The organism is Kocuria sp. ChxB (assembly GCF_044359605.1).
In the GTDB taxonomy this organism is placed as follows: domain Bacteria; phylum Actinomycetota; class Actinomycetes; order Actinomycetales; family Micrococcaceae; genus Kocuria; species Kocuria rhizophila.
Window position 1 is genome coordinate 736287 of sequence record NZ_CP121123.1, and the last position, 21452, is coordinate 757738.

Genomic DNA, 21452 nt, shown 5'->3' on the forward strand with positions numbered 1-21452 from the left:
GTGACGCGGCCCCTGCGGTGACGGACCGGTGGCTGCCGGCCCGTCACCGCAGGGACGCGGCTACTTCTTCTGGTCCGCGGCGTTGCCCACGGTCACGGTGGCCTTCTGCTCGTCGTTGCCGCGCTTGAAGACGACCTCGGCCTCCGAGCCCGCGGCGAGCTCGCGCACCCCTGCCGTGAGGGCGTCCGCGTGCGTGATCGGCTTGCCGTTGAAGGACGTGATCACGTCGTCGGGCTTCAGCCCAGCGTCCGCGGCGGGAGATCCGGACTCCACCGAGCGCACCTTGGCGCCGGAGGAGAACTGGTCCGAGGAGCTGCCGGAGGGCACGTACGGGGAGACCGAGGCGCCCAGGTAGCCGTGCGTGGCCTTGCCGTCCTTGATGATCTCGTCCGCCACGCGCTTGGCGGTGTTGGACGGGATCGAGAAGCCCACGCCGATGTTGCCGGACGCCGATGACTCGCCCGAGGAACCTCCCGCGGAGGCGATCGCTACGTTGATGCCGATCACCTCACCGGCGGAGTTCACGAGCGCGCCACCGGAGTTGCCGGGGTTGATGGCCGCGTCCGTCTGGATCACGTTCAGGTACACGCTGGACTTGGCGGACTGCGAGCCGGACTGCCCGTTGTCCGGGAAGTTGAAGAAGAAGTCCTGCGGACCGCCCGGGCTCTGCTGGGAGTCGTCCGGGGTGTCCTCGGCGGCCGAGGACGCCACGGCGATGGTTCGGTTGAGCGTGGAGACGATGCCGTCCGTGACGGTCCCGCTCAGTCCCAGCGGCGCACCGATGGCGATCGCGGCGTCTCCCACGTTGAGCTTGTCCGAGTCCCCGAGCACCGCGGGGGTCAGACCGCTGGGGTCGATCTTGATGACCGCGAGGTCGGACTCGGGGTCGGTGCCCACCACGGTAGCCTTGCGCACGGAGCCGTCAGCGGCCTGCACCTCGATCTTGGCGTCCGAGGCGGCACCGTCCAGGGTGACCACGTGGGTGTTGGTCAGCACGTGGCCCTGGTCGTCCAGCAGCACGCCCGAGCCCGTGCCGGCCTCGTTGCCGGACGCCGCGGAGATCGTGACCACGGACGGGGAGGCCTTCTGGGTGGCGGCGGTGATCTCGTTGACGGACTCGGTGTCGTTGACGATCACGGGCGAGCTGCTGGTGCCGCCGGTGGCGTTGTTGTCCCCCACCGCACCGGCACCGACCGCCACACCCGCACCGAGCAGCCCGGCGAGGGCCATCCCGGCGATCATGGTCCCTCCGGAGAACTTCCGCTTCGGTGCCGCCGCCCCGTCCTGGGCGGGATAGGCACCGCCTTCCTGCCCGTCCCATCCCGACCCCCCTGCCGCGGGCGGGTAGCCGGCCCCGGAGCCGTCGTCGTACCCCCCGCCGCTGTACGCTGCGCCGCTGTACCCCGCGCCGTCGTACGGTCCGCTCCCGTAGTGGCCGTCGGCGGGCGCGCCGTCGTACGAGGCGCCGCCGTACTGGGGGGAGCCCTCTGCCCCGGCGGGCGGGATCGGCCGGGTCTCCTGGGACTGCCACCCCGAACCGTCCTGGGGGTTCGTGGCACCGCCCTGCTGGCCCGCGCCGTACTGGCCGTACGGGGGCACCGGTCCCTGGGGATCGCCCCCGGTGCGCGGATCGTGGGAATCAGCCATATTCTCTCCTCGTAGAGCGGGGTACCGGTGACCGGCCCGACAGGTTGCGGACCACCAGTATGCCCGGTTCGACTGGGGCGGCGCTGGACGTCCTCCGCGAAGGTGCCACGACAACGCCGAGGGGTCCCGGACCACCGGCGTGTGACCCCGCTGACACCGACGCGTATCCTGTGAACCGGACGGCGGGACCTTCCCCGGGCGCACCGGGCGCCGCACGTCCACCGGGCTGACATCCAATCGGAACGAGGGTCATGACACCACGCACCGCCTGGCACCGCACGATTCCCGCCGCTCTGCTCACGGGCGCCTGCCTGGTGGCGGGCCCGGCCGCGCACGCGGAGCCGCCCTCCCGGGTGGATCCCGGCCAGCGCGTGGTGGACACCAGCGGCGCACTCGGGGACACCTCGGGCCTGCAGAACGACATCTCGGAGCTGGCGAACGAGCACAGCATCACCCTCTACGTGGTGTACGTGGACACCTTCACGGATCCCACGGACCCCGGTGAGTGGGTCCAGAAGTTCGCGAGGACCAACGGCTTCGGGACCAACGACGCCGTCCTGGCCGTGGCCACGCAGTCCAAGCAGGCGCGCTTCGTGGCCAACTCCTCCGGCCCGCTGTCGCGGTCCGAGCAGCAGAAGATCTACGACGAGCACATCGCGCCCGCGCTGCGCACCGGAGACTGGGACGCTGCCGCCCAGGGCGCCGTGGACGGGATCGACCGGGAGCTCGGCGGGGCGGGCGCCGGCGGCGCCGTGACCGGCCTGCTGCTGGCGGGCGGTGTGGCGGCCGCCGGGGTGGGTGCCGCAACCGTGATGCGCTCGCGGCGGCGTCGTGCGCAGGGCGGGCAGCCGGGCCCCGGCGGACCGTCCGGGGGCGAGGGCCCACGCGGTGGCGCGGCACCCCAGCGCCCGCTGGTCCCGCTGCCCGAGCTGCACAAGCAGGCCGGGTCCGCGCTCGTGGAGGCGGACAACGCCATCCAGCACTCGGAGCAGGAGCTCGCGTTCGCGCAGCTGCAGTACGGCAGCGAGCAGACGCGCCCGTTCGAGGAGGCGCTCGCGCGGGCCAAGGAGCACATGCGCGCCTCGTTCGAGCTGCAGCAGAAGCTCGAGGACCACATTCCGGACAGCGAGGCGGACCAGCGCGCGTGGCTCGGGGAGATCATCGAGCGCACGCGGCAGGCCCGCGCTCCCCTGGCCGAGCAGGAGCAGAACTTCGCCGGGCTGCGCCAGCTGGAGACGCGCGCCCCGGAGGCGCTCGAGCGCGTCCGCTCCGCGGTGGCCGCCACGGCGCCGCGGCTGCGGGACGTCGAGGCCCAGCTCGTCTCGCTGCACGGCGAGTACGACGACGCCGCTCTCGCGTCCGTCCGCGACAACGGCGAGCAGGCGCGGGAGCGGCTCGAGTTCGCCGAGGATGCCACTACCCGGGCGCAGCAGCACCTGGACGCGGGGCAGGTCTCCGAGGCCGTGCTGGACATCCGCGCGGCGGAGGAGGCGCAGGGGCAGGCCGCCCGGCTCGTCGACTCCGTGGACAACGCCCGCCGGGAGCTCGCCCGCGCGGAGGAGTCCCTCAAGGACGCCGTGAGCATCGCGCAGCGGGACGTCGCCGAGGCCGAGGGCCTCGTGCGGCAGGGCTCCCGCCCCGAGCTCGCGGGCGCCGCCGCCGGCGTGCGCTCCGTGCTGGAGACGGTCACGCAGCAGATGGCCACGGGCCGCTACGACCCGATCGGCTCCACCCGCCGGCTCGCGCAGGCCAAGGCGGAGCTGGACAAGGGACTGCAGGACGTCCGCTCCGCGAACGACCGCGCCCGCTCCGCACGGGAGACGCTCTCCCACGCCCTGGTGAGCGCCCAGGCCAGCCTGACCACCGCGTCCGACTACGTGTGGGCGCGCCGCGGTGGAGTGGGAGCGCGGGCCCGTACCGAGCTCGCCGAGGCCGAGCGCCACCTCGAGATCGCCCACGAGCTGCAGAACTCCGACCCCGAACGCGCCCTCAACGAGGCCAACCAGTCCATCCGTCTGGCCGACGCCGCCCAGCGCGCGGCGCAGCAGGACGTGGACCAGTTCACCTCCCCCATGGGCTACGGCGGCCCCGGGTACGGCGGAGTCGGCTACGGGCGCCGCAGCAACGGCATGGGCGGTGCGATGCTCGGCGGGATCCTGCTGGGCGGCATCCTCAACGGCGGGGGCGGCGGCTACGGCGGCGGCTTCGGTGGAGGCGGCGGTTTCGGCGGCGCAGGAGACTTCGGCGGCGGGGGCGGCGGCTTCGACGGCGGGGTGGGCGGCAACTTCTGACCCGCCCCGGGCCCGCGGCGCCCCACAGATTTCAGCTCCAGTCCAGTGACGAGAAGAGGAGAACACCATGACCAAGCAGTCCATCTTCGGCCGGATCGCCCAGCTGGCGAAAGCCAACATCAACGCCATCATCGACTCTGCGGAGGACCCGCAGAAGATGCTCGACCAAATGGTGCGCGACTACACCGAGAACATCCGCGAGGCCGAGTCCGCCGTGGCCCAGACCATCGGCAACCTGCGGCTGCTCGAGAAGGACCACGCCGAGGACCTGCAGGAGGCCCAGCAGTGGGGCGCCAAGGCGCTCGCCGCGTCCAACAAGGCGGACGAGTTCCGCGCGGCCGGCAAGGCCGGTGAGGCGCAGAAGTTCGACGACCTCGCCAAGGTGGCGATCCAGCGTCAGATCCAGTCCGAGAACGAGGCCCGCGGCGCCGAGCCCCAGATCGCGGCGCAGACCGAGACGGTCGCCAAGCTCAAGGACGGGCTGAACACCATGCGCGGGAAGCTGCAGGAGCTCTCCGCCAAGCGGGACGAGCTCGCCGCCCGGCAGAAGACCGTCCAGGCGCAGTCGCAGGTGCAGGACGCGCTGAAGTCCTTCGACGTGATGGACCCCACGAGCGAGGTCTCCCGCTTCGAGGACAAGATCCGCCGCGAGGAGGCCCGCGTGGCCGGTCAGCAGGAGCTCGCGGACTCCTCCCTGGACCGCCAGTTCGAGGCCCTCGAGTCCATGGGCCAGCAGACGGAGATCGAGGCCCGGCTGGCCGCCCTCAAGAACGGCGGCTCCCCCGCCAACGGCGAGAACATCGTCTCCGCGGAGGAGGTCTGAGAATGGCCGAGAACCCCACGGGGGCGCAGAAGCAGCTCGAGGCCGTCCGCTCCGGCTACGCGTGGGAGGCACCGTGCCTCGACCTCGGGGCGGCACTGGACGAGTCCGGTGCGCACGCGGACGCCCCGGTGCGGGTCCCGCTGGCCACCCTCAACCGCCACGGACTGGTGGCCGGGGCCACCGGTACCGGCAAGACCAAGACCCTGCAGGCGCTCGCCGAGCAGCTCAGCGCCCAGGGAGTTCCCGTCTTCCTCACGGACGTCAAGGGTGATCTCAGCGGGATCTCCCAGCCCGGCGAGGACAACCCCAAGGTGGCCGAGCGCGCACAGTCCGTGGGCCAGGCGTGGACTCCCACCGCGAGCCCCACGGAGTTCTACAGCCTGGGCGGTCAGGGACCCGGTGTGCCGGTGCGCGCCACGGTGACCTCCTTCGGGCCCACTCTGCTGGCCAAGGTGCTGGGGCTCAACGCCACGCAGGAGTCCTCCCTGGGCCTGGTGTTCCACTACGCCGACTCGAACGGGCTCGCCCTGCTGGACCTCAAGGACCTGCGCGAGGTGATGGTTCACCTGACCTCCCCGGAGGGCAAGGAGGAGCTCGCGGGCATCGGCGGGCTCTCCAAGCAGACCGCAGGGGTGATCCTGCGCGAGCTCACCACGTTCGCGAACGAGGGGGCGGACGTCTTCTTCGGTGAGCCCGAGTTCGACACCGCCGAGCTGCTGCGCACCACCGAGGACGGCCGGGGCGTCGTCTCGTGCCTCGAACTGGCCGCGGTGCAGCAGCAGCCGCGGGTGTTCTCCACGTTCCTGATGTGGCTGCTCGCGGACCTCTTCCAGGACCTCCCGGAGGTGGGGGACGCCGAGAAGCCGAACCTCGTGTTCTTCTTCGACGAGGCGCACCTGCTCTTCGAGGACGCCTCCAAGGAGTTCCTGGACTCCATCGAGCAGACCGTGCGGCTGATCCGCTCCAAGGGCGTGGGCATCTTCTTCGTGACCCAGTCCCCCAAGGACATCCCCACGGACGTCCTGGCGCAGCTGGGCAACCGCGTGCAGCACGCCCTGCGCGCGTTCACTCCCGACGACGCCAAGGCCCTGAAGGCCGCCGCCCGCACCTACCCCCGCAGCGAGTACGACCTCGAGCAGCTGCTCACCCAGCTCGCCACGGGTGAGGCGGTGGTCACGGTGCTGTCCGAGAGCGGTGCCCCGACCCCGGTGGCGTGGACCCGGATGCGGGCCCCGCAGTCCCTCATGAAGCCCGCCCCGGTGGCGGACGTCGAGGCGGCCGTGAGCGCCTCGCCCCTCATGGGGACCTACGGCCAGCCGGTGGACCGTGAGTCCGCCTACGAGCTGCTGCGAGCACGTCTCGACGGGCCGCAGGGCCACTCGGGCGCGGCTGAGGACCACTCGGTGGAGCACCCGGACGAGCCGCGGCAGCGCCGCGACGAGGAGCCGGACGAGCGGCGTCGGCCGGAGGAGGGCCAGCGGCGCACCCGCCAGGACGAGGGCGGCTTCCTGGGCTCCGTGATGGACAACCCCGCCGTGCGCTCGATGATGCGCTCGGCGGGGACCACCCTGGGCCGGGAGATCACCCGTTCCCTCTTCGGCACCTCCCGGCGCCGCCGCTGACGGGCTGCCCCGCCGCCACCCACGACGCCGCCGGCGCCCCACCCGGGGCGCGGCGGCGTCGTCGTACGCGGGCCGTGACTCGCGGGAGCCGGACGCTCCGTCCGTCACGGCGGACGGAGGTGTCCCGCACTCGATTACTGTGGTCTGACATGGGACTTCCTGAAAAACTCGTGGCACTTCGCAAGCACCGCTGGGCGCGTCTGGCGCTGCTTCCCCTGAACATCTCCATCCCCGCGGGGGTGCAGGGCGGCAAGGACCTGCGGCTCGTGCACTACGGCATGGGCAGCGTGGTCTACCCCGAGGTCACCCTCGGCGAGCGGGTCCGGATCTACCAGAACGTGACGGTGGGCCGCAAGGACGCACACCTGCCCCGCAAGGACTCCCCGTTCGAGTGGCTGCACGTGGGGGACGACGTGGTGCTGTTCCCCGGCTGCGTGGTGCTCGGAGGCGCCGGAGTCACCCGCATCGGCAACGGCACGATCGTGGGCGCCAACTCCGTGCTCATAAACTCCACCGGGGAGAACGAGATCTGGGCGGGAAACCCCGCGCGCCTCGTCGGCCACCGTCGCGACCTCTGAACGCCCCTCCGGGTGGTTGCCGTGCCCGCTCGAGGCGCTGCGGCGGCCACTGCGCCGGACACGCGGCCCGGCGTGTCACCCGGGGCACGCGAAGATGTCCGGACAGCAAGAAACCCGGTTCCTTGCGGGACCGGGTTTCTTCGTGGTTGCGGGGGCAAGATTTGAACTTGCGACCTCTGGGTTATGAGCCCAGCGAGCTACCGAACTGCTCCACCCCGCGGCGACATCGACAACTATACGCAGGCCGTGGGGGTCGTGCAAATCGAGGGGCGGCCCCCGGGAACTGCTCCCGGGGGCCGCCCCTCGCGTGCGGTGCCGGCCGTGCTACTGCGTGGCGCCGTCCTGGGCCATGGCGTCCTCGATGGCCCGCTGCAGCCGGTCCTGGGCCTCGCCGTACTTGGCCCAGTCCCCGTCCTTCATGGCCTGGTCCGAGTCCTGCATGGCCTTGTTCGCCGAGTCCAGCGCCTCCTGGAGGGAGGATGAGCGCGGCGCCGGGGTGCCGGACGGCGAGGGGCTCGGCGACGAGGAGTCGTCCTTCTTCCCGGCCCCGCCACCGCCCTGGGCGGCCTCCGCCGCCTTCTCGCTCACACCGGCGCCGGTGTCCGTGGTGGCACCGGAGTTGCCCCCGAAGACCTCGTCCAGGGCGCCGTCGAGCGTGGGAGCGAAGCCGACCTGCTCGCCGAAGCCCACGAGCACGCGGCGCAGCGTGGGGTACGCGGCGTCGCCCGAGGACTGCACGTAGACCGGCTGGACGTAGAGCATGCCCCCGCCGGCCGGGAGGGTCAGCAGGTTGCCGTTGATGACCTCGGACGCGCCCTGGCGCAGCAGGTTCAGCTCCTGGGACACGTCCGTGTCCGAGTTGAACTGGTTCTGCGCCTGGCCCGGGCCCGGCACCACGGAGGAGCGCGGCAGCTCCAGCAGCCGGAGCTTGCCGTACTCGTCGCTCTTCTGACCGTCCTTGCCCGTGCCGGCGTCCGCGTTCGCGGAGAGGTAGCCGTACATCACGTTGCGGGTGTTGCCCGTCTCGTTCTGCTGCGGGATGAAGGAGGACGTGAGCGAGAAGTTCGCCTCCTTCTCCCCCGGCATGCGCATGGAGAGGTAGTACGGCGGCTGCGGGACGTCCTGGTTCTGCTGGGTGGGATCGTTCGGCACGGACCACACGTCGTCGCTCGCGTAGAAGCTGTTCGCGTCCGTCACGTGGTAGCGGTTGAGCAGCTCGCGCTGGACCTTGAACATGTCCTCGGGGTAGCGCACGTGGGCCATGAGGTCCGCGGACATCTCCGAGTAGGGCTTCACGGTCTCCGGGAAGACCTTCTGCCACGCCTTCAGGACAGGGTCCTTGTCGTCCCACGCGTAGAGGTCCACGGAACCGTCGTACGCGTTGACCGTGGCCTTGACCGAGTTGCGGATGTAGTTCACGCGCTCGTTGGGAAGTGCTGCGGCCGTGCCCTGCGCCGTCTGCGTGTCCTGCGTGGCCTCCTGGAGCACGGAGGGCGAGGAGTACGGGTAGGACGCGGCGGTGGTGTAGGCGTCCACGATCCACACGACCTTGTTGTCCACGATCGCCGGGTAGGGCTTGCCGTCCACCGTGAGGTACGGTGCGACCTTCTCCACGCGCTCACGGGGGTTGCGGTCGTAGAGGATCTGCGACTCGGGGCGCACCGCGTCCGAGAGCAGCATGTCCGTGGACTGGAACTTGATCGAGTAGGCCAGCTTGTTGAACCAGTTGCCCACGTTGGGCCCGCCGTCCCCGGTGAAGGTGGTCTTCGCGTCCGCGGCGTCCCCCTCGTTGGTCTGGGGGCGGTCCAGCTCGAGGGGCTCGTCCTCCGGGGAGCCGCCCACGATGGAGTAGTTCGGGGAGTTCTCGCCGAAGTAGATGCGGGGCTCGTAGTCGTCGGAGATCTCGCCCTTGGACGGGATGCCGGACTGCATGAACTGCGGCTTGCCGTCCTCCTGCACACGGGAGCCGTATGCGGCCACCACGCCGTAGCCGTGGGTGTAGACCACGGACTGGTTGTACCAGCCCTGGATCTGGTCCGGATTCAGCTCACGCGGAGCGATCACCGTGTCCTGCATCTGGCCCTCGATCTTGTACCGGTCCACAGCGAGCATCTCGGGGAACTGGTAGTACGGGCGGAACTGCTGCAGCTGGGCGAACGCGGGTGAGACCACGTTGGGGTCCAGCAGACGGATGTTGGAGGTGGTCTCCGTGTCCTGGCGCAGTGCGCCCTTCTCCGTCTGGGTGGTGGCGTCGTACGGGGTGACCTCGGTCTCGTCCAGGCCGTAGGCCTGGCGGGTCATGTCGATGTTGCGCTGGATGTACTCGTTCTCGAGCGCCTGCTCGGTGGGGGTCACCTGGAAGCGCTGGATGGCCCACGGGTAGAGACCACCGGCCACCACGGCCACGACCACCAGCATGGCCAGCCCGATCAGGGGAAGCTTCCAGCGGCCGATGATCCCGGCCACCACGAAGAGGATGGCCACGAGCAGCGCGGCCACGGCCAGGATGCCCTTGGTGGGGATCACGGCGTTGACGTCCGTGTAGAGCGCGCCGGTCCACTTGCCGGAGTCGGAGATCAGGGTGGAGTAGCGGTCCAGCCAGAAGTTCACCGCCTGCAGGGCGAGGAACGCCGCGACGATCGAGCCCAGGTGGACGCGGGCGGCGCGCGTGGTGCTGATCCCGCGCTCGTGGATGCGGATCCCGCCGTAGACGTAGTGCATCAGCAGACCGGCCACGCCGGCGAGCAGCAGCGCCGTGACCAGGAACCCGATGAGCAGCCGCAGGAACGGCAGCGTGAACACGTAGAACGCGAGGTCCAGGTTGAACTCGGGATCGGTCTGGCCGAAGGGCTCCTGGTTGAAGAACAGCAGGACGGTCTGCCACTGCGTGGCGACCGTGGAGGCAGCGAAGAGGCCGAAGATCACGGGCACCGCGATCATCACGACCTTGCGCACCGGGTCCAGGGCCTGCTGGTACTTGCGCATGGTGTCCGTGACCTCACCGCCCCGGGGGCGGTGACGGTACGCGAGCCACAGGCTGAGGAACATGAGACCCGCCACGATCAGGGCGGAGACCACGAACAGGCCGATGGCGGCGAGGTTCTGGGTGATGAACACCTTCAGGTACCCGAGCTGCTCGAACCACAGCACGTTGGTGTAGACCTGGGTGGCGGCCACGAACAGCGCGATGAGGACCACCACCGCGATCACGGTGGGCAGCAGGGCCCCGCGCTTGGGGCGGCCCGCTGCGGACCTCTCGGACGGGCGGGGAGACGTGGATCCGGCGGTCACTGCTTACCTCTGAATTCCCTGGGCGCGGACGATCACCTGAGGATGATCACAGTCAACCTTATGGTGTCGTGGACCCCGCGGGCGGACATTTCAGGGCCGGGGTGTCACCGCGTTCCGCAGCTGGGGAGCCCGGAGACGTTGCCCGCCGCCGCCTGCTCCACCGCGTTCACCGCCTCGCCGAGCGTGGCGACCTCGACCACCGTGAGTCCCTCCGGGACGTGCCCCGTGACCTCGGAGCAGTTCTCGGTGGGTGCCAGGAAGTACGAGGCTCCGGAGTCGGCCGCTCCTTCGAGCTTCTGGCGGATCCCGCCGATGGGTCCCACGGCGCCGTCCGCGGTGATGGTGCCGGTCCCTGCGATGTGCTCGTCCCCCGCCATGGATCCCGGGGTCAGCTCCTCGATGATCCCGAGGGCGAACATCATGCCCGCGCTGGGCCCGCCCACCTGCTCCAGCTGGAACTCCACGTCCACGGGGAAGTCGTAGCTCGGGACGAGGTACACACCCAGCTGCCAGCTCGTGCCGTCCTCGCCGCGGGTCAGCTCCACGTGCTCCGTGGTGGTGGCCCCGTCCCGGCGCACGGTGACGTCCGCCCCCTCGGAGCCCGCCTCGTCCAGGTGCGAGCGCAGCTGCCCCAGGGAGGTCACCGGGCTGCCGTCCACGGACACCAGCTCGTCCCCCGCCCGGAGCTTGCCCTGCGCGGGCCCGCCCTCGACCACGGCGTGGACGCTGAGCGTGGTGGTGTACGGGGTGCCCAGGTAGTCCAGGGCGGCCGCGACCGACTCGTCCTGGGACGAGGCCATGGCCGCGGCGTTGGAGTCGTCCACCTCCTGACCCGTGGTCTCGGGCGGGTACAGGGTGTCCTCGGGGATCACGGCATCGGAGGGGTCCAGCCAGCCGAGCAGGGCGTTGATGGAGTTGATCCGCCCGGACGGCCCACCTGTGACGTACACGGTGGTGAGGTCCAGCTCGCCGTCGCTGGGATACGTGGGGGCGCCCTGGATCTCCACGAGCTGCTTGTCCTGGTGCGCACCCACGGTGTTGAAGGTGGGCCCGGCGGCCTCGATCACGTAGGGCGCGGGCAGCACGACCCCCGTCACGAGCAGGGCGGAGGTGGCCACGAGCGAGACCGTGGGCAGGGACCACCGGCGTGGCCGTCCCCGGGCCGCCGTGGTTCCGGCCGTGGTCTTCCCGGTGCTCTGCGTGCGCTTCACGAGGGCCCAGCGTACCCGTCCCGTGGCCGGCCCACGACGACGCCGCCGCGCCCGGGCGTCGTCGTGCCCCGGGCGCAGGAACCTGAGCCATCAGCGAACTGTGGGTCGGCGGGATGGTGGGGCCCAGGGGCCGCCCGATATCCTGGACGGCAGTTCCAGCACTCCTTTCTTCACGACGATTGGCGGTCCCATGCCCTCGAATCCTCCGAACGACGAGAACGGCGAGAACCCCAAGGACCCGTTCCAGGAGATGTTCGAGCGTCTGCTGGGGTCCGGGGCCATGAAGCCCGGCGACATGCCGGCCGGGATGCCCGTGGACCCGCAGACCATGTCCATGATGTTCCAGCAGATCCAGTCCATGATGAGCTCCTCGTCCTCCGACGAGCCCGTGAACTGGGATCTGGCCAACCAGCACGCACGGCAGGTGGCATCCCAGAAGGGCGACCCCTCCGTGACTGAGAAGCAGAAGGGCGCCGTGAGCGACGCCATGAAGCTTGCTGACCTGTGGCTCAAGGACAACACCGCGTTCGACGAGGCCCCCGTGATGCCCGCCGCGTGGGCGCGCGCCGAGTGGATCGAGGCCACGTGGGAGACCTGGAAGGAGATGTCCGCACCCGTGGCCGCCTCCGTCTCCCAGGCCATGTCCGAGGCGCTCACCCAGCAGCTGCCGCCCGAGCTCTCCCAGGCCATGGGCGGGGCGGACCTGTCCGGGATGCTCTCCGGGGCCGGATCCATGATGTTCGGCATGCAGCTGGGGCAGGCCGTGGGCGGGCTGTCCTGCGAGGTGCTCTCCTCCTCGGACGTGGGCATCCCGCTCGCGGCGAAGCGCACCGCTCTGGTCCCCTCCAACATCGCCGAGTTCAGTGAGGGGCTGGACCTGCCCGCCTCGGACGTCCTGCTCTACCTGGCCATCCGTGAGGCGGCGCACGCCCGCCTGTTCCACGGCGTCCCGTGGCTGCGCCAGCACGTGCTGGATCTCATCACGGCGTTCGCCTCCGAGATCCACATCGACATGGAGCGCATCGAGTCCATCGCCAGGGATTTGGACCCCACCGACCCCTCCGGCGTCCAGGACGCGCTCGCCTCCGGTGTGTTCAGCCCCGAGATGACCCCGCAGCAGGAGGCCACGCTCGCCCGGCTGGAGACGGTGCTCGCCCTCGTGGAGGGCTGGGTCAACAGGGTCACGGTGGCCTCCACCGTGAACATCCCGTCCGCCCCGGCGCTCACCGAGATGATGGCCCGACGCCGCGCGGAGGGCGGGCCCGCCGAGCGCACCTTCGGCTCCCTGGTGGGTCTCGAGCTGCGGCCCCGCCGGATGCGCGAGGCTGCCACGTTCTGGGACTACGTGGCCGAGCAGCGCGGGATCACCGAGCGGGACAGCCTCTGGGAGTCCCCCGAGCTGCTGCCCACCAATGAGGACCTCGACGACCCCCAGGGCTTCGAGGAGCGCCGCGGCCTGCTCACCGCCAGTGACGAGGAGATGGACGCCGCGCTCGAGAAGCTGCTGGCCGGCGGCTACGAGGCCGGCCAGGAACCCGGCACGGACTCCCCCGCCCAGGGCGACGACGATCCGCGGGGAACCTCCCGGAATCCGGACGCGGACGGGAGCGCCGGCCACGCGGGTGACGACGACCAGGACGACCCCGGCACCACCCCGGACGAGAACTGACCCCGGTCAGGAGGTCCTGACCCCCACGGGGCCCGCCCACGGGGCGCCTCACCCCCGGTCGGGATCCTCTGCGGGGTGGCGCTCCGCCCATGCGACGCCGTCCAGGAACTGGGCGGCGTCGTGCGCTCGCGGGTGCCGTCGGGCCATCTCCCAGAAGCGGTCGTTGTGGTGCGCCTCGAGGAGGTGGACGAGCTCGTGGAGCACCACGGTCTCCAGGACCCACTCGGGCGCGTCCGCGAGGCGGCGGGAGATCCGGATGCTCCCGGTGCTCGGGGTGGCCGATCCCCAGCGGGTGTGTTGACGCGTGGACCACGTGATGCTCGTGGGCCGGGCGCGGCCCTCCAGGTGGGTGCGGGACAGCCGCTCGGCCATCTGGGCGAGCGCCTCGTCCGAGTGCCGGGTGCGTGCGGCCGCCTCCGCCGCCCGGCGCTTGGCCACCACGCGGGGCACCAGGGTCGCGCTCCAGTGCGCGATCTGGGCGCGGGTGGCCCGTTGGGGCACGGCGAGGACCACGGCGTCCCCGCTGAAGTGCGCGTTCACGGTCTTGGTGCGGCGGCTGCTGCGCTGCACGATGATCTCCGGCAGGTCCTCAGGGGGCTGACTCGCTCTGGCTCGTGGTCGGGGCATGCTCCCAGTTCACCACTGTGGTCCCGCGGCGGGCGAACCGGCACCCGCGCTGTGGATTCCGTGGACCGCCCGGCGGACGGCGGCCGCCACGAGCACCCTGGGAGGATGACCCGTCCACCCGTTCAGACCGTCGTCCCGGCCGCAGCACCGAGCGCTCCCCCCGGGCCGGGGCGCGCGCCTGCGCTCCGCGTGCGGGGCGCTTCCGGGTCCCCCACCACTGGCCGGCGGCCGGCAGGACGTGAGCACCCGCCGGAGCTCTGCTCCCCTCCGGCTGTCGACGAGGTGCACGTCTTCGTCTCCGGTCTGGACCCCCTGGCAGCTGCCGTGTGCCTCCGGCTCGCGGAGGCGGGCGTATGCCTGCTCAACATTCACGACCCCGCACCCGTGTCCGTCGCGGACATCCGCCACGGTCCGTATCCCGCAGAGTCGGAGGGGCAGCCGCGCGAGCTGGTGCTGCGCCGGGAGCTGCGCCGCCGAGCCGCCCGCTGCGTGCCGCTCAGCGCACCGGAGCTCTTCCCCTCCGCGGCTGTCCCCGCCGCCGTCGTGCTGCGCGCGGGCGCCGTGGCCGGTGACCTCGTGACCGACCTCGTGGAGCCGGAGGATCCCCCTCTCGACGGCGCCCTGACCTCCCTGCACCTCGTGACGGACGGCGCGAGCGCCGTGACGTGGCCGGCCACGGACTGGGCCCACCGCCCGTGCCGCGGGTGCCTGGTGGCGGCGGCCCGCGAGTCACGGCGTCTGGTCCGTCGTGCCGCACCCGAGGGTGCGGATCCGATCCCGCCGGGGGCGAGCTCGGCCCTGGCGGCGATCACGCGCACCGTGGTGGCCGGCGAGGTCGCCGGGCAGCTGCTTGGTCTGGCCCTCGCGGGCGACGCCGCAGCCGCACCCTCCCTGGCGGCGGACGGCCACCCGTCGGACATGCTCGTGCTCCGCAGAGGCCTCGCTCGGACCCGTCTGGCGCCCGACCCCGGGTGCCTGTGCGCCCTCGCGTTCACGGGTGGCTGAGACCACTCCGCCGCTCCGGTCCGCACGCGTTCAGCAGTGGCTCAGCCCACCGCGGGGCACACGGCCGCAACACCCCCACCCGAGCGCCACGTCCCCACGCGCCCACGGGCGACTGAGTTGCAGGCCGCCGGCCGGCCCGGAGCATCGCACCCGCCCGTGTCCGCGGACGTTGTCAGACCGACTCGCGGTCCACGATCGACGCCCCGCCCGTGGGTGGTGCGGGAGGCTCCGGCTCTCCCCGGACCAGCGCGGTGATCACGGCCACGATGTGCCGGGCCGTGACGTCCGTGTCCAGGGCCACCATGGTGAGCGGCGGATCCGCGAGGGCGGCGGCCGGGGAGTCGTTGACCCCCACGATCCCCAGGTCCCGGGGCGCGGACCAGCCCAGCGCGCGCATCCCGGCCAGGACGGCGAGTGCGGCGGTGGTGTCGTGCGCGCACACCCCGGAGGCCCCGGGATCCTCGGCCCGCCAGGCGCGCAGGACCTCGGCGGCGCCCCGGGGATCGGGCGGAACGGGGAGAAGCCGCGGTCCGGGCAGCCCCTGGGCCTCGCACTCACGGCGCAGCACGGCGTAGCGCCACTGGGAGACACCGTGCATGTGGTCCCCGCCGGTCACCGCGTACCCCAGGTGCTCATGGCCGGCGGCCCTGAGGCGACCGACCTGGGCCCGGGCGATGTCCTCCTCGCGCGGACCCGTGATCCACCGGCCCATGCTGTCCGAACCGGTCCAGGAGACCACCCCGCGGACGCCGTTGCGGCGCATCCGCTGCGCGTCGTCGTCCGCGAGGTCCCACGCGAGCACGGCCGCCGGGGTCACGGAGGACCACACGTGCGTGGCGGGGCGGCGGGTCCACGCGTGGATCACCATGGACAGGCCCGCCTCCTCGAACAGCACGGACAGCCGCTCGATGATGTCCCCGATGTCCTCGGACAGGGAACCCGCGGGTGGCAGGTACAGGAGCACGGACGTGGAGCGCCCGCTGCTCAGTGCGCGGGCCTCCGCGGACGGTGCGTAGAAGAGGCTGTGGGCGGCGTCGAGGACGCGACGCCGGGTCTCGGCGGAGATGGACTGCGCTGGAGTGTCGTTGAGCACGAAGCTCACGGTGGTCCGCGAGACCCCGGCGAGACGCGCCACGTCCGCGCTCGTGGCCCGCCGTGCGGGGGTGCTGCCGCCGTCCATGCTGATGTGCTCTCCGTGGGTGTCGATGCCCACATGCTAGTGGCCGGCCGGTTGGCACCGGCCCTGCCAGGCCGGGGATGTGAGCTGTTACACTCGACGTCCACGACACTAACGCGCGTTAGTACCCATCGTGAGGCTCCGGCCCGGCGGGCGGGAGCGGGTCACCGGCCGGTGCTCGACGAGGCCACCCCGGAGCCGCGGGGCGGGGCCCACGCGCCGCGGCGTCGTGCCACACCACAGCACAGGCAGTTGGAGGACGGCATGAGCACGCACGAGGTCGACGTCATCATCGTCGGCGCGGGGATCTCCGGCATCGGGGCCGCGCGGGAACTGGCCGGGACGGGCCGCACCGTGGCCGTCCGGGAGGCACGGGACGACATCGGCGGGACCTGGGACCTCTTCCGCTACCCCGGTATCCGCTCGGACTCGGACATGGCCACGTTCGGCTACCGCAGCCGCCCGTGGACCGGCGAGCGCAGCCTGGCCACGGGAGACACCATCCTGGAGTACGTCCGTGCCGCCGCCGAGGAGGCCGGCGTCCTGGAGGACATCCGGTTCGGGCAGCGTGCGCGGCGGGCCGAGTGGTCCTCCGACACCCACACCTGGACCGTGACGCACGAGGACGTCCACACGGGCGAGATCTCCCGGCTGCGCGGGCGGTGGCTGTTCATGGCCACCGGCTACTACCGCTACGACGAGGGCTTCACACCGGACTGGCCCACCCTCCCTGAGTTCCGGGGCACGGTCGTCCACCCGCAGCACTGGCCCGAGGACCTGGATGTGGCGGGCAGGCGCGTGGTGGTCATCGGCAGCGGCGCCACGGCCATCACCCTGGTCCCCTCGCTCGTGGACCGCGGTGCCCGGGTGAGCATGCTCCAGCGCTCCCCCTCCTACGTGGCCTCGGTGCCGGGCCGGGACGAGGCGGGCATCAGGCTGCGGCGCCGCCTGCCTCCCCGCCTGGCCGGCGCGGCCAACCGCTGGCGCAACATCGCCCGCGGCATGGCGGTCTACGAGTTCAGCCGACGCCGCCCGCAGGCCATGCGCGAGCTGCTGCACCGCGGTGCGGTGAAGCACCTGGGCCCCACCTTCCCGGTGGACGAGCACTTCACGCCGGAGTACGACCCGTGGGACCAGCGGCTGTGCGCCGCACCGGACGGGGACTTCTTCCGCGCCGTGCGCGGGGAGGACGCGGAGGTCGTGACGGACACCATCGAGCGCTTCACACCGGACGGGATCCAGCTGGCGTCCGGGCGCCACCTGGACGCGGACGTGGTCGTGACCGCCACGGGGCTCAACGTGCAGTTCCTGGGGAACACGGAGCTCGTGGTGGACGGCGAGACCGTGGATCCGGCCCAGCACGTGAGCTACCGGGGCATGATGCTGGACGCAGTGCCCAACATGGCCTTCGCGATCGGCTACACCAACTCCTCGTGGACGCTGCGCGTGGACCTCGTGACCGAGTACTTCCACCGCGTGCTGGACCGCATGGACCGCGCGGGCGCAGTGGCCGTGACGCCCCGGTACTCGGGGCCCCGGAGCGGGCTGCGACCGCTCATCGACCTCGCCTCGGGGTACATCCAGCGCGGCGCGCACCTGCTCCCCCGCCAAGGTGCCGACGGCGCCTGGAACGTGCGGCAGAACTACCTGCGGGACAAGGTCCTGTTCCGCCCCGGCACCGAGCGGGACGACCAGCTGGAGTTCACGTTCGCCCCCGCCGCGGACGGCGAGCAGACCGACCTGCAGCACTGGAACGGGCTGCAGTACCGGGACACCGGCGCGGGAACCCCCGTGCTGCTGATCCACGGCATCGGCCGCAGCCTGAAGGACTGGAACGAGCAGCACGAGCTGCTGAGCGCCGGGCACCGCGTGGTGAGCGTGGACCTCCCGGGCTTCGGCGGCTCCGAGGTCCCGCCCGAGGGGATGCGGCTGGAGCACCTGGCCGCCCGGGTGGCCGGGCTCGTGGAGACCCTCGGGATCGCACCGGCGCACGTGGTCGGCAACTCGCTGGGAGGGGCGGTGACCATGCAGCTCACCGCGGACCGCCCCGACCTCGTCCGCAGCCTCCTGCTGGTCGACTCGGCGGGCTTCGGCCGCGGCGTGAGTCCCGCCCTGCGGCTCGCGAGCATCCCCGGAGTGGGCGAGCGGGCCCTCGCGCCCAGCCGCAAGGGCGCCCTGCGCTCCGAACGGGCCATGTACCACGACCCGCGCTTCGCGACCCCCGAACGGGTAGCGCACAACCACCGGCTCTCGCAGCGGCCCGGGGGCTCCGAGGCCATGCTCGAGATGCTGCGCTCCGTGGGCACGCCCGCGGGGGTCAGGATCGGGTGGCGCGCGGCCCTGGTGCCTCGTGTGCGTGCCACGGGACTGCCGGTGTTCATCGTGTGGGGCGACAAGGACACGGTGCTGCCCTTCCGTCACCTCGCCCGTGGGGCGAAGGCCCTCGGGGCCCGCACCCACCGCTTCCGGAACACGGGTCACGGGCCCATGATCGAGCGGGCGGACGAGTTCGCGCGCCTGGCCACCGAGTTCTGGGCGGACGTGGACCGCGCCTGACGACGCCGCCCGGGCCGGTCCCGGCCCACGATCACCGGGCGCACCTCGACCGCGGGACGCGCCGGGAGGTGCAACGGGGCCGGACGAGCCAGCGACGCAGGGAGGCGGCCGACCCGTTCAGCGGCCGCCGCGGCGTCGTGCCGGGGTGCGCGGCTCCGGTGGCAGGACGGCGTCGAGGAACCGCGAGCGCGAGCGGTTGGGGCGCCCGCCCGGCGTGCGCGAGAGCGACCACGAGAACACGAGGTGCTCCCGCGCGCGGGTGATCCCCACGTAGAGCAGGCGCCGCTCCTCGTCCATGGCGTCCGGGGTGTCCGCGAAGGAGATGGGCATGAGCCCCTCGGACAGCCCCACCAGGAACACGGCGTCCCACTCCAGGCCCTTGGCCGAGTGCAGGGACGCCAGGGTGACGCCGTCCACCACCGGCGCCTCCTGGGTGGCGGCGCGGCGCTCGATCTCCTGGGCGAACCCCGCGAGTGAGAGCGTCTCGCCGTCCTCCGCCGCGCGGCGGGCCATGGTGTCCGCGAGGGAGACGAGCGCGCGCAGGGACTCCCACTTGGCGCGGGTGGCGCTGTCGGAGCGCGGGGCCCGCTCGATATAGCCCAGGGAGCCGAGCATGTCCCGCACCTGCCGGGGCACGTCCGCGCGGTCCGCGCCCGCCGTGCGCGCGGCGGAGCGGATCTGCACGATGGCCTGGCGGATCTCCGGCCGGTTGAAGAACCGCTCCGAGCCGCGCAGCTGGAAGCCGATGTTCGCGTCCGCGAGCGCCGCCTCGAAGGCCTGCGACTGTCCGTTGGTGCGGAACAGGACGGCGATCTCGTGCGGGGCCACACCGTCGTCGATGAGGTCCTGGATGCGTACGGCCACACCCGCGGCCTCGGCCTCGTCGTCCGGGTACTCGTTCCAGGCGGGCTCCGGGCCAGCGGGCCGCTGGGAGACCAGCCGCAACGGGGTGGCCCAGGTGTCCGGGGTGGAGCCGAGGGAGGGGCGGCGCGCGGCCAGCAGCTTGTTGGCGGTGTTCACCACCTGCGGGGTGGAGCGGTAGTCGCGGATCAGCTCGACCACCGAGGCCCCCGGGTAGCGCGCGGGGAAGTCCAGCAGGTGCCGGGACGTGGCGCCCGTGAAGGAGTAGATGGTCTGGGAGGCGTCCCCGACCACGCAGAGATCGTCCCGCGAGCCGAGCCACGCATCCAGCAGCCGCTGCTGCAGGGGCGAGACGTCCTGGTACTCGTCCACCACGAAGTGCCGGTACTGGGCGTGGACCGCCGCCGCGATCCGCTCGTCCTCCTCCAGGATGCCCACGGTGATGAGCAGGACGTCCTCGAAGTCGATCAGGTGCCGGTCCGCCTTGAGGTCCTCGTAGGACTGGTAGAGCCGCTGCATGGTGCGCGCGTCCCAGCCCGCGGGCATGTCCCGCTTCTCCGCGGCCTGGCCGTAGGTGTCCGGGGTGAGCATGGAGACCTTGGCCCACTCGATCTCGGCGGCCACGTCCCGGACCGTGGCCCGGTCCGTGGACAGGCGCATGGCCTGGCCCGCCTCCGTGATCAGCCGCGCCTTGTGGTTCACCAGCCCGGGCGGGGGCCCGCCCACGGCCTGCGGCCAGAAGTACTGCAGCTGGCGAAGGGCTGCGGAGTGGAAGGTCCGCGCCTGCACGCCGGGGGCACCGAGCGCGCGAAGCCGCTGGCGCATCTCGTTGGCGGCACGCGCGGTGAAGGTCAGCGCGAGCGTCTTCTGCGGGGTGTAGACCCCCGAGGCGATCCCCCACGCGATGCGGTGGGTGATGGCCCGGGTCTTGCCGGTGCCCGCACCGGCCCGCACGCACACCGGGCCGCGCAGCGTGGTGGCCACCACCCGCTGCTCGGGGTCCAGTCCCCCGAGGATCCGCTCCTCCGCGGTCTGCTCCCCCACCGCGTCCGCGCTCACCACGCGGTCTCCGGCAGCTCCTGGCCCAGCCAGCTGGCGATGAGCGCGTGGGCGATGGACACCCGGCTCGGCAGAATGACATCACCCCGGCGGGCCGCGTGGAGCAGCTGCTCGCGGGTGAACCACTGCACGTCCAGGATCTCCTCGCCGTCCGCGTGCACCCGCGCGGTGTGGGCCACCGCGCGGTAGCCCAGCATGAGCGAACGGGGAAACGGCCACGGCTGCGAGCCCTGGTACTGCACGGTGTCCACGACGACCCCGGCCTCCTCATCCACCTCCCGCACCACGGCCTGTTCTGCGGACTCGCCGGGTTCCACGAAACCGGCAAACGTGGAGTACCTGTTGCCGCTCCACAGGGACGAGCGTCCCAGCAGGATCCGCTGCTGAGCGGGGTCCGGGTGGTCGTCCACCACGGCCACGATGATCGCGGGATCCGTGCGGGGGAAGTGCAGGGAGTCGTCCTCGGGGCAGCGGCGGGCCCAGCCCGAGCGCACCACCTCCGTGAGCGCACCGCACCGGGGGCACCGGGGGTGGTCGCGGTGCCACAGGGCGATGGCCTGGCCCGTGACCAGCAGCGCCGTCAGCTCCGGGGCCACGGTGGTGGCCAGGCTGCGCAGCCCCTGCCAGGCCACGGCCTCGAACCCGGGCAGCTGGGCGTCCTCCGGGAAGGTCCGCAGAACCACCCGGGTCCCGTCCGCGGTGCGGCCCAGGTACACATCCGGACGCGCCGGGTCCCCGGTGGCGGCCGGCGCCTCGGTGAGCAGCGGCAGGAACGGCCCGTGCGGCGTCGTGGGCACGTAGGACCCCCGGAGCACCAGAACCCGTGCGCAGCCCGACTCCTCTGCCGCGGCCACGAGGTCCCGGTGCTCGCGCTCCACCGCATCACGGTCGAACGGCCGGCCGGCGAAGGGCAGGTCCTCGGGGCCGAGCGGCGGCGCGGGCGGGGTGGCAGGGTCCTGGGATGAGATCACCGCACCACTGTAGACCCGGCCCCGGACACCCACACGGGCCGTGTGGACAGCCTCCGCCGAGGGC

The 21452-nt window shown here is 72.2% G+C and carries 14 protein-coding genes and 1 tRNA gene; 7 read left to right on the top strand and 8 right to left on the bottom strand.

Going from position 1 to position 21452, the window contains the following annotated elements:
- Positions 1-60: 60 nt before the first annotated feature.
- Positions 61-1647 (bottom strand): S1C family serine protease, encoded by a 1587-nt coding sequence (locus P8S73_RS03175; protein ID WP_396350504.1) that lies wholly within the window; start codon positions 1645-1647, stop codon positions 61-63.
- A 251-nt stretch (positions 1648-1898) separates the two neighbouring features.
- Here P8S73_RS03175 and P8S73_RS03180 point away from each other — a divergent pair, with 251 nt between their 5' ends.
- The 4 genes from P8S73_RS03180 (at position 1899) to P8S73_RS03195 (ending at position 6961) form a co-directional block, all read left to right on the top strand.
- Positions 1899-3938 carry a TPM domain-containing protein gene (locus P8S73_RS03180; RefSeq protein WP_102613153.1) on the top strand — a complete coding sequence of 680 codons (2040 nt, stop codon included), beginning with the start codon at positions 1899-1901 and terminating at the stop codon, positions 3936-3938.
- A 67-nt stretch (positions 3939-4005) separates the two neighbouring features.
- A complete protein-coding gene (locus tag P8S73_RS03185; RefSeq protein WP_102613154.1) occupies positions 4006-4761 on the top strand; it encodes a PspA/IM30 family protein in 756 nt (251 codons plus the stop codon).
- 2 nt (positions 4762-4763) lie between these two features.
- The gene (locus P8S73_RS03190; RefSeq protein WP_102613155.1) at positions 4764-6383 is read left to right on the top strand and encodes a helicase HerA-like domain-containing protein; all 1620 of its coding nucleotides are present in this window, start codon (positions 4764-4766) and stop codon (positions 6381-6383) included.
- Positions 6384-6532: 149 nt separating this feature from the next.
- Positions 6533-6961, top strand: coding sequence for a hypothetical protein (locus P8S73_RS03195; RefSeq protein ID WP_124109274.1), 429 nt, complete (start codon positions 6533-6535; stop codon positions 6959-6961).
- A gap of 143 nt (positions 6962-7104) precedes the next feature.
- On the opposite strand, the gene P8S73_RS03200 is transcribed toward P8S73_RS03195, so the two are convergent.
- From P8S73_RS03200 to P8S73_RS03210, 3 genes are all read right to left on the bottom strand, one after another.
- Positions 7105-7181 (bottom strand) — tRNA-Met (locus tag P8S73_RS03200).
- A gap of 104 nt (positions 7182-7285) precedes the next feature.
- A complete protein-coding gene (locus P8S73_RS03205; RefSeq protein ID WP_102613157.1) occupies positions 7286-10252 on the bottom strand; it encodes a UPF0182 family protein in 2967 nt (988 codons plus the stop codon).
- Positions 10253-10356: 104 nt separating this feature from the next.
- Positions 10357-11463 (bottom strand): PDZ domain-containing protein, encoded by a 1107-nt coding sequence (locus P8S73_RS03210; RefSeq protein ID WP_039101759.1) that lies wholly within the window; start codon positions 11461-11463, stop codon positions 10357-10359.
- Between the two features lie 190 nt (positions 11464-11653).
- Here P8S73_RS03210 and P8S73_RS03215 point away from each other — a divergent pair, with 190 nt between their 5' ends.
- The gene (locus P8S73_RS03215) at positions 11654-13132 is read left to right on the top strand and encodes a zinc-dependent metalloprotease (RefSeq protein ID WP_102613158.1); all 1479 of its coding nucleotides are present in this window, start codon (positions 11654-11656) and stop codon (positions 13130-13132) included.
- 48 nt (positions 13133-13180) lie between these two features.
- On the opposite strand, the gene P8S73_RS03220 is transcribed toward P8S73_RS03215, so the two are convergent.
- Positions 13181-13759, bottom strand: a complete 579-nt coding sequence (locus P8S73_RS03220) for a M48 family metallopeptidase (RefSeq protein WP_223246043.1) — start codon at positions 13757-13759, stop codon at positions 13181-13183.
- Between the two features lie 282 nt (positions 13760-14041).
- On the opposite strand from P8S73_RS03220, the gene P8S73_RS03225 reads away from it, so the two are divergent.
- On the top strand, positions 14042-14764 hold the full coding sequence (locus P8S73_RS03225; protein WP_102613159.1) for a hypothetical protein: 723 nt from the start codon (positions 14042-14044) through the stop codon (positions 14762-14764).
- Positions 14765-14936: 172 nt separating this feature from the next.
- Here P8S73_RS03225 and P8S73_RS03230 read toward each other — a convergent pair whose 3' ends face one another.
- Positions 14937-15977, bottom strand: a complete 1041-nt coding sequence (locus P8S73_RS03230) for a LacI family DNA-binding transcriptional regulator (protein ID WP_222707517.1) — start codon at positions 15975-15977, stop codon at positions 14937-14939.
- A 228-nt stretch (positions 15978-16205) separates the two neighbouring features.
- On the opposite strand from P8S73_RS03230, the gene P8S73_RS03235 reads away from it, so the two are divergent.
- Positions 16206-18497 (top strand): alpha/beta fold hydrolase, encoded by a 2292-nt coding sequence (locus P8S73_RS03235; RefSeq protein ID WP_187162167.1) that lies wholly within the window; start codon positions 16206-16208, stop codon positions 18495-18497.
- A gap of 117 nt (positions 18498-18614) precedes the next feature.
- Here P8S73_RS03235 and P8S73_RS03240 read toward each other — a convergent pair whose 3' ends face one another.
- Positions 18615-20420 carry an ATP-dependent helicase gene (locus P8S73_RS03240; RefSeq protein ID WP_102613160.1) on the bottom strand — a complete coding sequence of 602 codons (1806 nt, stop codon included), beginning with the start codon at positions 20418-20420 and terminating at the stop codon, positions 18615-18617.
- The gene (gene nudC / locus P8S73_RS03245; protein WP_102613161.1) at positions 20414-21388 is read right to left on the bottom strand and encodes an NAD(+) diphosphatase; all 975 of its coding nucleotides are present in this window, start codon (positions 21386-21388) and stop codon (positions 20414-20416) included. The genes P8S73_RS03240 and nudC overlap by 7 nt, the downstream gene beginning before the upstream one ends.
- Positions 21389-21452: the final 64 nt, after the last annotated feature.

Excerpts from the sequence above, each read along its gene's own strand:
- P8S73_RS03175 (WP_396350504.1), bottom strand. The coding sequence starts at position 1,647 with ATGGCTGATTCCCACGATCCGCGCACCGGGGGCGATCCCCAGGGACCG.
- P8S73_RS03180 (WP_102613153.1), top strand. The coding sequence starts at position 1,899 with ATGACACCACGCACCGCCTGGCACCGCACGATTCCCGCCGCTCTGCTC.
- P8S73_RS03185 (WP_102613154.1), top strand. The coding sequence starts at position 4,006 with ATGACCAAGCAGTCCATCTTCGGCCGGATCGCCCAGCTGGCGAAAGCC.
- P8S73_RS03190 (WP_102613155.1), top strand. The coding sequence starts at position 4,764 with ATGGCCGAGAACCCCACGGGGGCGCAGAAGCAGCTCGAGGCCGTCCGC.
- P8S73_RS03195 (WP_124109274.1), top strand. The coding sequence starts at position 6,533 with ATGGGACTTCCTGAAAAACTCGTGGCACTTCGCAAGCACCGCTGGGCG.
- P8S73_RS03215 (WP_102613158.1), top strand. The coding sequence starts at position 11,654 with ATGCCCTCGAATCCTCCGAACGACGAGAACGGCGAGAACCCCAAGGAC.
- P8S73_RS03220 (WP_223246043.1), bottom strand. The coding sequence starts at position 13,759 with ATGCCCCGACCACGAGCCAGAGCGAGTCAGCCCCCTGAGGACCTGCCG.
- P8S73_RS03235 (WP_187162167.1), top strand. The coding sequence starts at position 16,206 with ATGAGCACGCACGAGGTCGACGTCATCATCGTCGGCGCGGGGATCTCC.